Raw genomic sequence first — 13,029 nt, forward strand, 5'->3', positions numbered from 1 at the left:
TGACGCAAAGCGATTGGAGACGGGATGACTCCATCCGCTATCTAGGCGATGAATTCAGCGAGACAGCCGAAAATCAGCGTCGAACCGACAACCAGCAAGGCAACGGCAATCGGACTGCCAGTATGCACTGGATCGGCAAGGGGCAGGCGTACAAGCCGTGATGGGCGCCATAGAATGAAAGAGGCGACACGTTCCACGGGGGTGGAAAGAGTTTCAGGGGCGGAGGCAAGGAGATCTCGGGGCGTCTCGGGCGCCAGACGATAATCCCGGAAGCGGTAAAGGCGCAGGGCCATACCCAGACAGGCAATAATGATGACGACAGCGACATACCACGGTACGGAGAACAGATAATTCTGCATCCGGGGGACAAGCAGAAAGAAGAATCCGATAAACCTGACCATGCCCAATGGCGTCATCACGCCTCTCAGGGCCTCTGCCCGGTTCGCCGGTCTTGGGCCAGACCACAAGAACAGGCCAATGGCTTCGAGTGCGAAGCAGTTGAGTGTGGGAGCGCCGGTTGACAGAGGTGGCAGGGCAAGCAGGAAAATCGATATCAGCCCGACAGCAAGGACGCCGTGATATTCCGCTCGCTGCAGCCGTACGAGCAGATAGGTCGTCGTCGGTCGGATCTGACGCCAGTAATGCAGGCTGATCGCTGAAAAGCTGGCGTAAAGCGAAACCCACCATATCGGTGCCAGAACAGGCGAAATCGTATAGCGACCGTCATGCCAGAACCGGTCGTGTCCGAGCCGGTCATGATGACGCAGGAAAGCGAAACCGAAGCATAGAGCGACGTAAAGAATGGCCAGAAAAGCCAGGGGGTTTTCACGCAGGAAAACTGGCGAGACGTAGAGCCGCATGGCGCGCAGACAGTCTCGAACGGTTCGCCCTATGGGGGCGCATGCTACGAAGGTCATCGTGTCAGCGCCAGAAAATAGGCTTCCATATCGCCTGACAGAACGGGAAGATTCAGGACATCCAGTTCGGGACGCCAGCCTCGCACCCAGACACTGCCATCGGGTAAATCGGCCAAGATCTCCAGACCGAGTGTCGCATCGGGCCAGATGGCGAGGCGCCGTATCTCGCGGGCGAAAACATCGGCGCTCAGATCACCGATAAGCTTACCTTTCTTCATGACGAGAAAGCGATCGCAAATCCGCTCCAGATCGGAAATGATATGGGACGAGATCAGGGCCGTGGTCTCCCGGCTCTGCACGCTCTGCGAAAGCAGAGCGATAAAATCATGCCGCGCCATCGGATCGAGGCTCGCGACCGGCTCGTCGAGAATGATCAGATCGGGCGAAAAGCGCAGGGCCAGCACGATGGCCAGGCGTTGGCGTTCTCCGCCTGAAAGGGTCGAGATCCGGGCCTTCGGGTCGAGGGCTGCCCAGTCGGCCCATCGCCGGTCTTCCCGATCTTCAGGATTGTCACGAAAGGCACGCAGATAATCCTTGAGTTCCTGGACGCGGAACCAGGTGAGCCCTGTCATGGTCTGGGGTACGAAGCCGATACGTAGGCGTGAGGCGGGGCTCACGGCGTCGGCGGCTTCGCCCCACATGCGGACATATCCGGCATCGGGCGTCAGAAGCCCGAGCAGACATCCGATCAATGTGGTTTTGCCTGCGCCATTGGGGCCGAGCAGGGCATTGATACTGCCCGGCTGAAGCGAAACACTGATATCATCCAGAACTCTCCGACCGTCATAAGTCTTGCTCAGATGATCGAGGATGACCGGCAAAGCCATGAGCGGGAACTCCTTGATGATTCGAAACTATTATAATCTTTTCGTGCTGATGATTGTCAAAAGATTAAATTTTACTTTCGAATTGTCGGAGATTTGGATCCAGTATTTGTAAGAAGGCAGCGATGCGTGCCTCCCCCTTGGTTCGACCGCGCTCATGCGAAGAAAACGGGTGCGTCCGGAGCGACAGCACGGTAAATCAGCCGCATGTCTACATTCGTCGAACGCATTAATCAGGCCGATCTCTGGCTGCTCGATCGGGTCTTCCAGCCAGTCTCTGACAGATTGCCCGAACGGTTGCCTTCTGCAGAACTGGGGATGAGCCTGCAACTTGGCGCCATCGTCTTTTTTCTGGCCGCGATCCTTATCATCTCCTTTTGCGGTTATACGTCCCTGGGTGGGTCGGTTTTCAACATCCTGAACTGGGTGCTGTTCGTCGCTTTCTATCTAGGCATCATGAGAATGCGTCAGCTGGTGCGGCCAGGTCAGGCCAACCCACTACGCTCGCTCCTGCTTGGTATGCGCCCGCTCAATGTCGCCTTTTTGATCTATTCGCTCTGGAGGGGGGTTACGGGCAGTGGCGCCCTTATGCTCGTCGATCTGTTCATGATCGTATCGAATCTGATTTTCGCAATGGGACTCTATTTCGTCTCATGCCAGCCCCGACCGCCCGTCAGACGCAGAAGCCAGAGCCACGTCGAGTTGCGACCCATCATGGGCGGTCTGCGCGATTAAGTCCTGTGTGAGCGGCTCAGAAAACATGTCCGACCTGCTCGGACGCTCCGCCTGAAGGGCGACTCCGACAGGGCTCGAGATCGGTGCTGCTATCGGGCCGTAGCGCCTCTTTGAAAAAGATGTTTGCGGACTGACATAAGGTGGTGAGAACACGGTGACGCCTTGTATGGCCCCTCACGATCCTCAATCGATACGCTCACATCCGGTCTCCGGTCAGCAAAAATTCAGCGGGTCATGGCGCTTTGTCGCGAGAGCGTTTTTGTACGAACAAGAGGGGTGCCCGAGGGCGGCGCGAGAGTCGAAGCCTGCGTTGTTCGGCCACCATCCGGATGATGCGGCGAAAGTCTGACTAGGCCGGGTTATTCATGCAATGGCCCGTATGGCGATGGAGGCGCCAGTTCGGGTTCCGCCTGATCTGGGCAGTCTATGCGCTGACGCGGGTGTATCGAGTGCTCTGCAGGTTCAGCTCAGCGCAGGTACACCGAGCGATCCATGCGGGGCGTATCGACGATCGAGTGAATGAACTGGGTACCAGCGATACCAATCAGGATACCTGCCGCAAATCCGCACCAGAGGAGAAGACTCGAAAAAGGTTTGCGCGCTTCTTTGGTGAGTAGCTTCGTTTGAAGCTCGGCGCGGGATTGCTGCGTCTGGAACAGTTCCGACCTTACGGATTCAAGTCTCGCACGCGAATTGCGCAATTCCAGATCCATCTGGCGCAGATTATTGGTGAGTGTCACGATTTGCTGTCGGGCGGCAAGCGTATCGGCGCTGCTCTCTGCCGTCTTTGTCGTGCGTGTGGCTCTGGGCTTGGCGCGCGGGGGCGGGTTGGGCGCAATGGCGACGAAAAGATTTTTCAGCGCGCCGCCCGTCATGCCGCTTTTCCTGGCGCGCGAGCGCAAGGCGCTGAGTGCGGCCACAGACTGGCCTTCCTGCTCTTCGAGAACGAGCGCAAGAATATCCGAGAGAACCTTCAGTTCCTTTGGGTCGAAAGAGCCGGACATCAGCCGATCATACTCTCCAGATCGTCGTCCTCACCGCCCGCTACGGGGCGTGGACTCGCGGCACGACGCAGCCGGTCGAGAATGGCCAGCCCCAGACCGTGGCGCGGCACGGGCATGGCGGCGATGGTCTGCAACCCGCGACGCTGGCCTTCGCCATCGAGAAAGCGCAGCCCTGCAAAAAGACGCGCGGCTGCTTCTTCGAGATCGCCCGTTTCGCTGAGATTGTACACCAGCCCGGCGCCGGGAAGTGTCGTCCCGAAAGCCAGCAGGGCTTCGTCCTCGCCAATCGATTCAGCATTCAGCCGCACAGGCAGGCCGGGGGCGTAATGCGAGGCCAGCATGCCCGGTGAGGAGGGGAGCTTGGTCGCATAATCGTCAGGGTTGCGGATTGTACCGCAGACGGATTCCAGCTGTTCGAGCGTGATCCCGCCCGGACGCAGCAGAAACGGCACCTCGCGTGAGAGATCGATCACGGTGCTTTCAAGCCCGACAGAGCAGGGGCCTGAGTCGAGAATGGCGTCGATGCGCCCGTGCATGTTGCGCAGGACGTGAAACGCGTCCGATGGGCTGACACGCCCTGACGGATTGGCCGAAGGTGCTGCGACAGGCTGGCCGACAGCCTCGAGCAGGGCCAGTGCCGTCTTGCCGCGCGGCACACGCAACGCGATCGTGGGCAGGCCTGCCGTGGCCAGATCGCAGATGGTCGAGCCGTTCTTGCGAGGAAGGATCATCGTCAGCGGGCCGGGCCAGAACGCCTCGGCAAGGCGATAGGCCAGATCGGTCGGCTCCACATGAGCGAAGGCGGCTTCGGTGCTGGCAAAATGACTGATCAGCGGGTTGAAGCGCGGGCGGTTCTTGGCCGCAAAAATATGCGCGACAGCACTACTCGACGTCGCCAGAGCACCGAGCCCGTAAACGGTCTCGGTGCCGAAGGCCACCAGCTTGCCTTCAAGGAGCAGGGAGGCGGCGCGCGCAATGGCATCGGGATCGGCCTTGAGGATCTCGGTCATGCGTCATGCTCTCCTGCGGGATGGCGACCGGTGCAGAGGAAAGGCGGGTTGAACCAGCCCGGCTTGCCATAGGTGAGCGGCACGCCCTGCTCGTCCAGAATATGCCCACCGGCAGCTTCGACAATGGCCTGAGGGGCGGCGGTATCCCACTCCATGGTCGGGCCGAGGCGCGGATAGAAATCGGCGGCGCCTTCTGCCACACGGGCGAATTTGGCTGCGGAGCCGATATTGCCCAGCGTACCCACCTTGCGACCGGCCAGCCATTCTTTCAGCCTCGGGTCATCGGCGTAATGGCGCGAGGCCAGAATGCGCAGCCCGTCTTCCGGGGGCAGCACAGCTGCGATCTCGCTCAGCCCGTTGCGATCGCGACGCCAGGCGCCCTTGCCGACTAGCCCTGTATAGAGCTGACCATAAGCGGGCAGGGCCATGGCGCCCAGAATGGCGCGGTTCTGATGAACGAGGCCGATATTGACGGTAAAATCGTCGCGCCCCGCTGCGAATTCGCGCGTGCCATCGAGCGGATCGACCAGCCAATAGGTCTCACCCGGCTCTACGAAGGTGCCGTTGGCCACTTCCTCTTCCCCGATCGCCGGGATCTCCGGGGTGGCGGCACGCAGCCCTGCTAGAATATGGCGCTCCGCAGCCTGGTCCGCCTCGGTCACGGGCGACTTATCCGCCTTGATGATCGTCTCGAAACCACGATCGCGGATATCGTTGATGAGAATTGCTGCCTCATCCGCCAGTCGGGCAGCAAGGGCAAGCAGGGCGTCGGCATCGAAAGGAAGGGCAGCGTCGCGGGTCATGTTTCCGGCTTACCGCAAGTTCCGGGCATCGTCATGGGCAAAACGACGCGTCCGGGCGATTTGCGCGAGCGGTGTTGGCGCGAGACGTCAGTCTTTACTGAGCACGGGCCGGTAATGCCCTCTCCGCAATACCATGGGGCCATGTAGAGGCCTCCTCGATAGCAGGGCGGTGCAGGGGTTTTTTCGGGCCGGTCTTTGTGGTCATATCCGTGGCGAACCAAATGAGCGGGTCTCTCCATGATTTACCTCCGCGCCCTTCTGGACGCCCACAGGTGGCGCCCTCGGAGCGCCCTGCCACCGGCACCCCGCCCCCTGACGCTGCATCTCGTTGCCGGGGGGGGCTGCGATGGATGCCTTGTCGAAGCCACGGCATTGCAGGGCGCGGCATACGATCTGGCGCGACATGATATCCGCTTTGTCGAGACGCCCCATGACGCTGAACTGCTTTTTGTCGTGGGGGTCGTGACCCGCGCCCTTTTGCCAGCGCTTCAGGCGCGCTGGGCGGCCATGCCGTCACCCAAGGGCCTTGTCGCGATCGGCGATTGCGCGTTGGGGCTGGGGCCGTTCGGCACGAATTACGCCACGCTTGGCGGCATAATGGAAGCTGGGCTTGCAGGGGTGCAGCAATGCGACGTCGCCCTGCGCGGCTGCCCTCCGGCACCTGCGGAAATCCTGCGCGGCCTTCTGCTGCTCACGACCGGACGCGTTGTCTCGGCATGAACGAGATCCACTCCGAACTCGTGGCAGTGCTGATTGCGGTGCAGGACGAGATGCCGCTTGTGCTGACTCTCGATCAGGGGCGCAACCTGCCCTCCGGCCCGCTGGAGACCGCTCATCGTTCCTTGCAGCGCGGGATAAGGCTCTGGGTCGAGCAGCAGACGCAGTGCCATCTGGGGCATATCGAGCAGCTTTATACCTTTGCCGAGGCTTCGGGGGCAGAGTCAGGCGCTCATGACCATCCGCGTCTCATCCGTATTTCCTACATGGGGCTCACGCGGCTTGAAGATGCGCAGGAGGGCTGGCGCGGGCTTTACGAATATTTCCCCTGGGAGAACCGGCGTGAAAAAGGGGCCGAACTGCTCGATGCGGAAATAGGCCGTGCTCTGGCGCATTGGGCGGGGCGCGATGCTGCGCGGTCATGGCGCTGTGCCGAAACCTTCGGCCTTGAAGGGCAGCCCTGGAATGACGAACTGGTGCTTCACCGTTACGAGCTGCTCTGGGAGGCGGGTCTTCTGCCGGAATCGCGCCAGCCCGCCGCGTGGCTGGCGCCGGGGCGCTCCATGCCGTCAGACAGGCGGCGCATTCTGGCTACAGCCCTGGCGCGGCTGAGGGCAAAGATACGCTATCGGCCCGTCGTATTCGAACTGATGCCCGAGACGTTCACCCTCTGGCAGTTGCAGCGCACGGTGGAGGCTATCGCCGGGCGGCCGATGCATAAACAGAATTTTCGCAGACTCATTCTGGCGCAGGATCTGGTGGAGGAAACGGGCGAGGCCGAAATGCAGGCGCAGGGGCGCCCGGCACGTCTCTATCGCTTCAGGGGCGCCGTGATCGGCACGCGTCACCTGATGGGCTCCAAACTGCCCATAGCGCGCTCAGTCTGAGGGCGCTGGGTGACATCTGGCTTTCCATGGGCCGAAAATTTCATCGAAAATCACGGGATCGTGGCTTTGTAATCGGCGTGCGCCAACCCAATGTATGGGGCCTAACAGTTTTATCCCTATTATGCTCATTGAGAGCATAAATAAGTGGAGAGGATCTCATGGATCAGATGACCCTCGTCAGAGACCGCAGCGATGCGCTTTACGAGCCCGTTTCCCGTTTGATGACCCGCGAGGACTGGGAGCAGAATTTTGCCGACGATATCAGGGCTATCCTGCGTCTGAAGCGTGAGCGCAATGCGGTAATCCTCGCCCATAATTACCAGACCCCCGAGATTTTTCACTGCATCTCCGACATACGCGGCGACAGCCTGGCGCTGGCACGCGAGGCGCAGCGTGCCGAAGAGCAGGTGATCGTCATGGCGGGCGTGCATTTCATGGCCGAGACCGCCAAGCTGATGAACCCGGAAAAGACGGTGCTCATTCCCGATTCAATGGCCGGGTGCTCGCTTGCCGAATCCATCACGGCAGAGAATGTCCGGGCGCTCAAGGCGACCTATCCGGGGGTGCCCGTTGTCACCTACGTCAACAGCTCGGTCGCGGTGAAGGCCGAGACGGATATCTGCTGCACCTCGGGCAATGCGAAGAAAATCGTCGAGAGCCTCGGTGTGCCCCGTGTCATCATGATCCCCGACGAATTTCTGGCGCAGAACATCCAGAACGAAACCGGTATCGAAATGCTGACCTGGCCCGGCCATTGCGAGGTACATGAGCGCTTCACGCCGCTCGAAATCAGGCAGTATCGCCGCATGCATCCCGGCGTGGTGGTGCTGGCGCATCCTGAATGCCCGCCCGAAGTGGTGGCAGAGGCCGATTATGCGGGCTCGACCGCAGGGATGATGGAGTTCGTGGCCGTCAAACAGCCGAAAAAAGTGCTGCTCGTGACTGAATGCTCCATGAGCGATAATCTGGCGGCGCTCAACCCGGCCGTGGAATTCGTACGCCCGTGCAATCTCTGCCCTCACATGAAGCGCATCACGCTGTCCTCCATTCGTCGTGCTCTGGAGACCATGGAAGAGGAAGTCACTATCCCCGAGGCGCTCTTCCCGCAGGCGCGTCGAGCGGTCGAGCGGATGTTGGCCATCTGAGGGCGCTCGCATGATGACTCTCACCCGATTTGCAGGCTGGCCGGTTATCGCGGGTGCGGGTCTTGCCGGGCTTTCCGCCGCCCTGCACCTCGACCGGCCCTGTGTGGTGCTGAGCCCGACCCCTCTGGGCGAGGAGGCAGCCAGCATGCTGGCGCAGGGTGGGCTCGCCGCAGCGATCGGCCATGACGATGATGTAGCTCTGCATATCAGCGATACGCTGGCGGCGGGCGATGGTCTGTGCGACCGCAAGGCGGTCGAGGCCATCATCGGCGCTGGCCCCTCGGCCATTTCGACCCTGCTCGACTGGGGGGTTGCGTTCGATCGCAAGGGGGCGAGTGCGCTGGACCTGCATCTCGAAGCCGCGCATTCCCGCGCACGTATCGCCCATGTGCGCGGCGATAGCAGCGGCGCGGGCATCATGCAGGCGCTGATTGCCCAGGTCAGAAGCCTGCCACGCATCGTGGTGCTCGATGGCGTGACTTTGGAGCATGTTCACGCGGTCGAGGGGCGGGTGCGGGGCGTCTGGCTGAATACCGGGCAATTCATCCCGACCAATACCTGCATCCTGGCCTGTGGCGGGGCAGGCGCGCTCTATGCCGGTGCCACCAGTCCCAACAGCAATACGGGGCGCGGTCTTGCAGCAGCAGCGCGTGCAGGGGCACGGCTGGCGGATATGGAATTCGTGCAGTTTCATCCCACCGCTCTCGATGTCGAAACGGGCGGCGCCCGTTCGCCGCTCATCAGCGAGGCCGTACGTGGCGCAGGTGCGGTGCTTGTCGATGAGACGGGCGATCGCTTTACCGATGAATTGCAGTCGCGCGACCGGGTGTCCCGCGCGATTGCGCGCCATCGTCTGGAGGGGCATCGCGTGTTTCTGGATGCCCGCAGCAGCAAAGCGGGCAGGGGGCTGAAACAGGTTTTTTCACGCCAGTTTCCTGGCATCGCGCTCTCCTGCCGGCATTACGATATCGACCCCGATCGCGAGCCTATCCCCGTCCGCCCGGCGGTACATTATCATATGGGCGGTGTCGCGACCGATCTGCACGGACGTGCCAGTCTCGCCGGCCTCTGGGCCTGCGGCGAGGTCGCCTGCACCGGGTTGCACGGGGCCAATCGTCTGGCCAGCAACTCCCTGCTTGAGGCCTTCGTCATGGGCCGTGCGGTGGCGTGGGATGTCAATAATGCTCCGCGAGAGCGTCATTCCTGTCAGGATCCGTCACGCCCGGCACGGCTGGGGGCTGCGAGTTTCGGTCAGCAGATGGACCGGGGCGCGGGCATTCTGCGCGATCGTGAAGGCCTTGAGGCGCTCACCGCCTATCTGGCACCGCTCGCCGGGCGTGACGATCATGCCCTTGTCGGCGCGGCGATTGCCTCAGCGGCTTTACGCCGCCGCGAAAGCCGGGGCAGTCACTGGCGCATGGATTGTCAGGAGCCCGCTGCGGCGGAGCGCTTTCATTTCACCCTGAAGGATATCGGTCTTCAGGAACGGAGCTTGGCCTACGCATGAGTGCATTCATTTCTCCCCTGCCTGATCTGATGTGGGAGCCTGTCGTCAGGGCCGGTCTCGTCGAGGATTTCGGCACGGGCGGCGACGCCACCACCCAGGCCGTCACGCGTCCGGGGCAGCGCCTGCGTGCCGTGTTTCGCGCCCGCCATGAGGGTGTGGTCGCCGGGATGAGCGCGGTGCGGCTCGCTTTTACCCTTCTCGATCCACAAATCGGGTTCACCGCGCTCAAGGACGATGGCAGCCGTATCGCGGCACGCGATATCCTTGCCGAGGTGGAAGGCAGCGCCGAGACCATTCTTGGCGGCGAGCGCACGGCGCTCAATCTGCTCTCGCATCTGAGTGGTATAGCAACCGCCACGCGCCAGGTGGTCGATGCCGTTCAGGGCACCAAAGCGCGCATTTGCTGCACCCGCAAGACATTGCCTGGGCTGCGCGCCGTGCAGAAATATGCGGTCAAGGCGGGCGGGGGCAGCAATCACCGCTATCGCCTCGACGATGCAATTCTGATCAAGGATAATCATATCGCGCTCTGTGGCGGTGTGGCCGCAGCCCTCAAGGGGGCCAGAAAGCGCGCAGGTCATCTCATGTCGGTGGCTCTTGAGGTCGATACGCTGGAGCAGCTCGAAACCGCGCTGTCGAGCGGCGGCGCCGATGCCTATCTCTTCGACAATATGCCGGTCGAGGTGTTGCGTCAGGCGGTGGCGATGGTAGACGGTCGCGCCGTGACCGAGGCATCGGGGGGCATCACGCCCGATACGGCGCCGGCTATCGCCGCCACAGGGGTCGAGGTGCTTTCGCTCGGATGGCTGACCCACAGCGTCAGGGCACTCGATATCGGTCTCGATATCGATCTCTGAATTGAAACAGGGATAAACCCTTTCGCACCGGATGCAGGCTTCGTTGCCCCTATCCGACAGACTGGCGCGCGGGCGTTTCTGCGCGCCGTCACGATAGATTGCATCGGCATCACGCAGACGCGACACCGCCTCTGCATGGTGTTCTGGTAGCCACATCGTTCTCTTTTCGACACGTTACGACATGTTTTCGACTTGTATACCTTCTTGTGTTCGTGCAGACATGAAGAGGCAGACATCGCTTTGGTAGCGCAATTTTATGTCTCCGAAGTAATGAATCCGAAAACTTTCGCAATTATGGAAGAGAGTCTCGATGGGGTATGGTTCTGGACGTATGCAGTTGAAAGCCGGGTTGGCTGTCCTTCTCACCTCGGCAACATGCCTCGCCCAGAATGCCGCTCTGGCCGCTGCTGCGTCATATCCTGCCAAGCCTCACATTGCCGGTCGTAGCGGCCCCGCCGCGAGCAAACGTGCGACCTCCGGTCATGCAGCCCGAAACAAGGCGGTCGAGGCCAGGGGCGAAGAGCAGATTTCGGTAACCACTAGCCGCCAGGCACTGAATGGCGGCGGCGGCATGATGCGTATCGAGCATGCACCGCGTAATGTGCAGACGGTCGACCACGAATATATCTCGATGCGCAATCCATCCAGCACGGCGCTGGACCTTATCCAGAACCTGCCGAGTGTCAGTATCAGCACGCCAGATCCTTACGGTATGCAGGGTGGCCAGATCCAGTCGCGCGGCCTGACCGATCTCGATATGGCGCTTCTGGTCGATGGCGCGCCTGCCGCCGCGGCTAAATACATCACAGAGAACATCGATACGGAAAACGTTGAATCCGTCTCTCTCACGCCGGGCAGCTCGGAAACGGCCCTGCCGGTGATGTCGGCAGCCAGCGGCACGATGAACGAGACCACTCATACGCCTGACAAGAAATTCGGCGGTCTGGTCGATTTTTCCTATGGCACCAATAATCTGTCGCGTGAGTTCATCCGCGTGGATACGGGTGAGATCGGCCATAGCGGCGTGCGCGGATATTTCTCTTTCTCGAACACTCATACCCGTAGCTGGATGGGGGCTGGCATCAATGACCGTCGTCACATCGATTTCGGGCTGAATAAGATCTGGCAGAACGGCTCTTTCGCCAAGACTTTCGTTTCGTGGAACTGGGAAGATTTCACGATCGATAATTATCCGACGCAGCAGGAATTTTATAAATACAAGCATACGGGTGAGGGCTATGGCCGATCGGCCAATTCCAACAATATCAACTACTGGAAGAATAACACCGATTACTGGAATCAGGTCTTCATCTCGGCCCCGATCCACATCGTTCTGACCCGTCGCCTCGCATTCGATCTGCAGCCTTATTACAGCCTGGGCAAGGGCTGGGATGCTTCACCGGGTGGCACGGCAACCCAGGCGGACGGTTCGACGCGCAATGTTACCAGCTACTTCCTGCAAGGGGCGACCGAGCGTCGCGGTGCCGTGGCCAAGCTGGGCTTCGATGTCGACCGTCATAATCACGTGTCATTCGGCTACTGGTATGAAAACAACTATACCCAGCAATCCTATCCCACCAGCTACACCATGGATAACGGCGCGGCACCCAGCCCGAACGCTGCCGCCTATCGCATCGATGCGGGTGACCAGCAGAATGCAGGCACCGAGATCCACAGCCTGTTCATCGAGGATCACGCCAAATATCTGAACGACAAGCTCGACATCCAGGCCGGGTTCAAATTCGTCATGGCCAATACCTGGAACAAGGATCTCTACGGCCGCATGGCCAATAACCGCACCGAGCCGCTACCGCAGCTTTCGGTCGGCTATACGATCGACGAGCATAGCCAGATCTATCTGAACGCCGAGGGCGATTACCGCCAGCCGAGCGCCGTCGATCTGGGCTGGCTCTATACGAGCGTGCCGATCCCGAAAAACCAGTATTCGATCAAGGAAGAACTGGGCTACCGCTATCATGACGAGCACATCATTCTCGATGCGTCATTCTTCAACTACAATGTCACCAACCGCATCGTGAACCAGTATCTGGGTATGAACCAGTTCAAGCCGTTCTCGATCGGTAACCAGCATATGCGCGGTTTCGACTTCATGATTTCGGGCCGTCCGATTCATGGATTCAGCCCCTATGCCTCGGTCGAATATCTGCATGCGGTGCAGGACAGCAATGTCTTCGATCCCTATACGAATGTCATGCTGAATTCGAAGGGTACGCAGGCCATCATGGCGCCGCGCGTGCTGGCCAATTTCGGTCTGACCTATAAATATGCCGGGTTCTTCGGCAATGCGAGCCTGCATTATACCGGGCCGCAATCGGTCAGTGTGGCAGGCGACCAGCGTATGCCGGGATTTGTGACCAACACCATTTCGCTCGGCTATCGTTTCAAGCCGGTCGGCATCGCGCAATCGCCCACCATCAAGCTGAACTTTGCCAATGTGACCGGCTCTATCGTGCGCACCGGCGCCATGGGCGCCATCTACAGCGCGAAAGACCCGAGCACGGTCTATAGCGGCAGTCTCGCGCCCTATACCGGCTACGGCAATTCCTTCATGACCGCTGCCCGCTTCACCATGACGGGCACAGTGTCGACCAGCTTCTGAGCG

Annotated in this window: 12 protein-coding genes; 7 read left to right on the forward strand and 5 right to left on the reverse strand. The window is 60.6% G+C overall.

From position 1 onward, the window contains the following. Positions 1 to 41: 41 nt before the first annotated feature. The gene (locus ABHV46_RS13015; protein ID WP_438381789.1) at positions 42 to 917 is read right to left on the reverse strand and encodes a hypothetical protein; all 876 of its coding nucleotides are present in this window, start codon (positions 915 to 917) and stop codon (positions 42 to 44) included. After that, a complete protein-coding gene (locus tag ABHV46_RS13020; RefSeq protein ID WP_438381790.1) occupies positions 914 to 1,744 on the reverse strand; it encodes an ABC transporter ATP-binding protein in 831 nt (276 codons plus the stop codon). The genes ABHV46_RS13015 and ABHV46_RS13020 overlap by 4 nt, the downstream gene beginning before the upstream one ends. A 204-nt stretch (positions 1,745 to 1,948) precedes the next feature. Here ABHV46_RS13020 and ABHV46_RS13025 point away from each other — a divergent pair, with 204 nt between their 5' ends. Further along, positions 1,949 to 2,476: a hypothetical protein gene (locus ABHV46_RS13025; protein ID WP_438381791.1), complete on the forward strand. Its 528-nt coding sequence runs from the start codon at positions 1,949 to 1,951 to the stop codon at positions 2,474 to 2,476. A gap of 467 nt (positions 2,477 to 2,943) precedes the next feature. Here the strand turns inward: ABHV46_RS13025 and ABHV46_RS13030 are convergent, their stop codons facing one another. Genes ABHV46_RS13030 through ABHV46_RS13040 form a run of 3 tightly spaced genes read right to left on the reverse strand, consistent with a single transcriptional unit; the run spans position 2,944 to position 5,293 of the window. Next, complete coding sequence (locus tag ABHV46_RS13030) at positions 2,944 to 3,480, reverse strand: hypothetical protein (protein ID WP_336946615.1); 537 nt, start codon at positions 3,478 to 3,480, stop codon at positions 2,944 to 2,946. Then, positions 3,480 to 4,490 (reverse strand): L-threonylcarbamoyladenylate synthase, encoded by a 1,011-nt coding sequence (locus ABHV46_RS13035; protein ID WP_438381792.1) that lies wholly within the window; start codon positions 4,488 to 4,490, stop codon positions 3,480 to 3,482. The genes ABHV46_RS13030 and ABHV46_RS13035 overlap by 1 nt, the downstream gene beginning before the upstream one ends. Then, the gene (locus tag ABHV46_RS13040; RefSeq protein ID WP_438381793.1) at positions 4,487 to 5,293 is read right to left on the reverse strand and encodes a 3'(2'),5'-bisphosphate nucleotidase CysQ family protein; all 807 of its coding nucleotides are present in this window, start codon (positions 5,291 to 5,293) and stop codon (positions 4,487 to 4,489) included. The genes ABHV46_RS13035 and ABHV46_RS13040 overlap by 4 nt, the downstream gene beginning before the upstream one ends. 237 nt (positions 5,294 to 5,530) lie before the next feature. Here ABHV46_RS13040 and ABHV46_RS13045 point away from each other — a divergent pair, with 237 nt between their 5' ends. The 6 genes from ABHV46_RS13045 to ABHV46_RS13070 all read left to right on the forward strand — a co-directional run bounded on the left by ABHV46_RS13045 (position 5,531) and on the right by ABHV46_RS13070 (position 13,026). Further along, complete coding sequence (locus tag ABHV46_RS13045) at positions 5,531 to 6,013, forward strand: NADH-quinone oxidoreductase subunit B family protein (RefSeq protein ID WP_438381794.1); 483 nt, start codon at positions 5,531 to 5,533, stop codon at positions 6,011 to 6,013. After that, complete coding sequence (locus ABHV46_RS13050) at positions 6,010 to 6,897, forward strand: NUDIX hydrolase (RefSeq protein WP_336946611.1); 888 nt, start codon at positions 6,010 to 6,012, stop codon at positions 6,895 to 6,897. Before ABHV46_RS13045 ends, ABHV46_RS13050 begins: the two co-directional genes overlap by 4 nt. 167 nt (positions 6,898 to 7,064) lie before the next feature. Then, positions 7,065 to 8,042: a quinolinate synthase NadA gene (nadA, locus tag ABHV46_RS13055; RefSeq protein WP_408870667.1), complete on the forward strand. Its 978-nt coding sequence runs from the start codon at positions 7,065 to 7,067 to the stop codon at positions 8,040 to 8,042. Positions 8,043 to 8,052: 10 nt separating this feature from the next. Beyond that, positions 8,053 to 9,549 (forward strand): L-aspartate oxidase, encoded by a 1,497-nt coding sequence (locus ABHV46_RS13060; protein ID WP_438381795.1) that lies wholly within the window; start codon positions 8,053 to 8,055, stop codon positions 9,547 to 9,549. Beyond that, positions 9,546 to 10,406: a carboxylating nicotinate-nucleotide diphosphorylase gene (gene nadC, locus ABHV46_RS13065; protein ID WP_438381797.1), complete on the forward strand. Its 861-nt coding sequence runs from the start codon at positions 9,546 to 9,548 to the stop codon at positions 10,404 to 10,406. The genes ABHV46_RS13060 and nadC overlap by 4 nt, the downstream gene beginning before the upstream one ends. A 310-nt stretch (positions 10,407 to 10,716) precedes the next feature. After that, the gene (locus tag ABHV46_RS13070; RefSeq protein WP_438381798.1) at positions 10,717 to 13,026 is read left to right on the forward strand and encodes a TonB-dependent receptor; all 2,310 of its coding nucleotides are present in this window, start codon (positions 10,717 to 10,719) and stop codon (positions 13,024 to 13,026) included. Positions 13,027 to 13,029 lie beyond the last annotated feature (3 nt).

It is taken from the genome of Asaia sp. BMEF1 (assembly GCF_051628905.1).
In the GTDB taxonomy this organism is placed as follows: domain Bacteria; phylum Pseudomonadota; class Alphaproteobacteria; order Acetobacterales; family Acetobacteraceae; genus Asaia.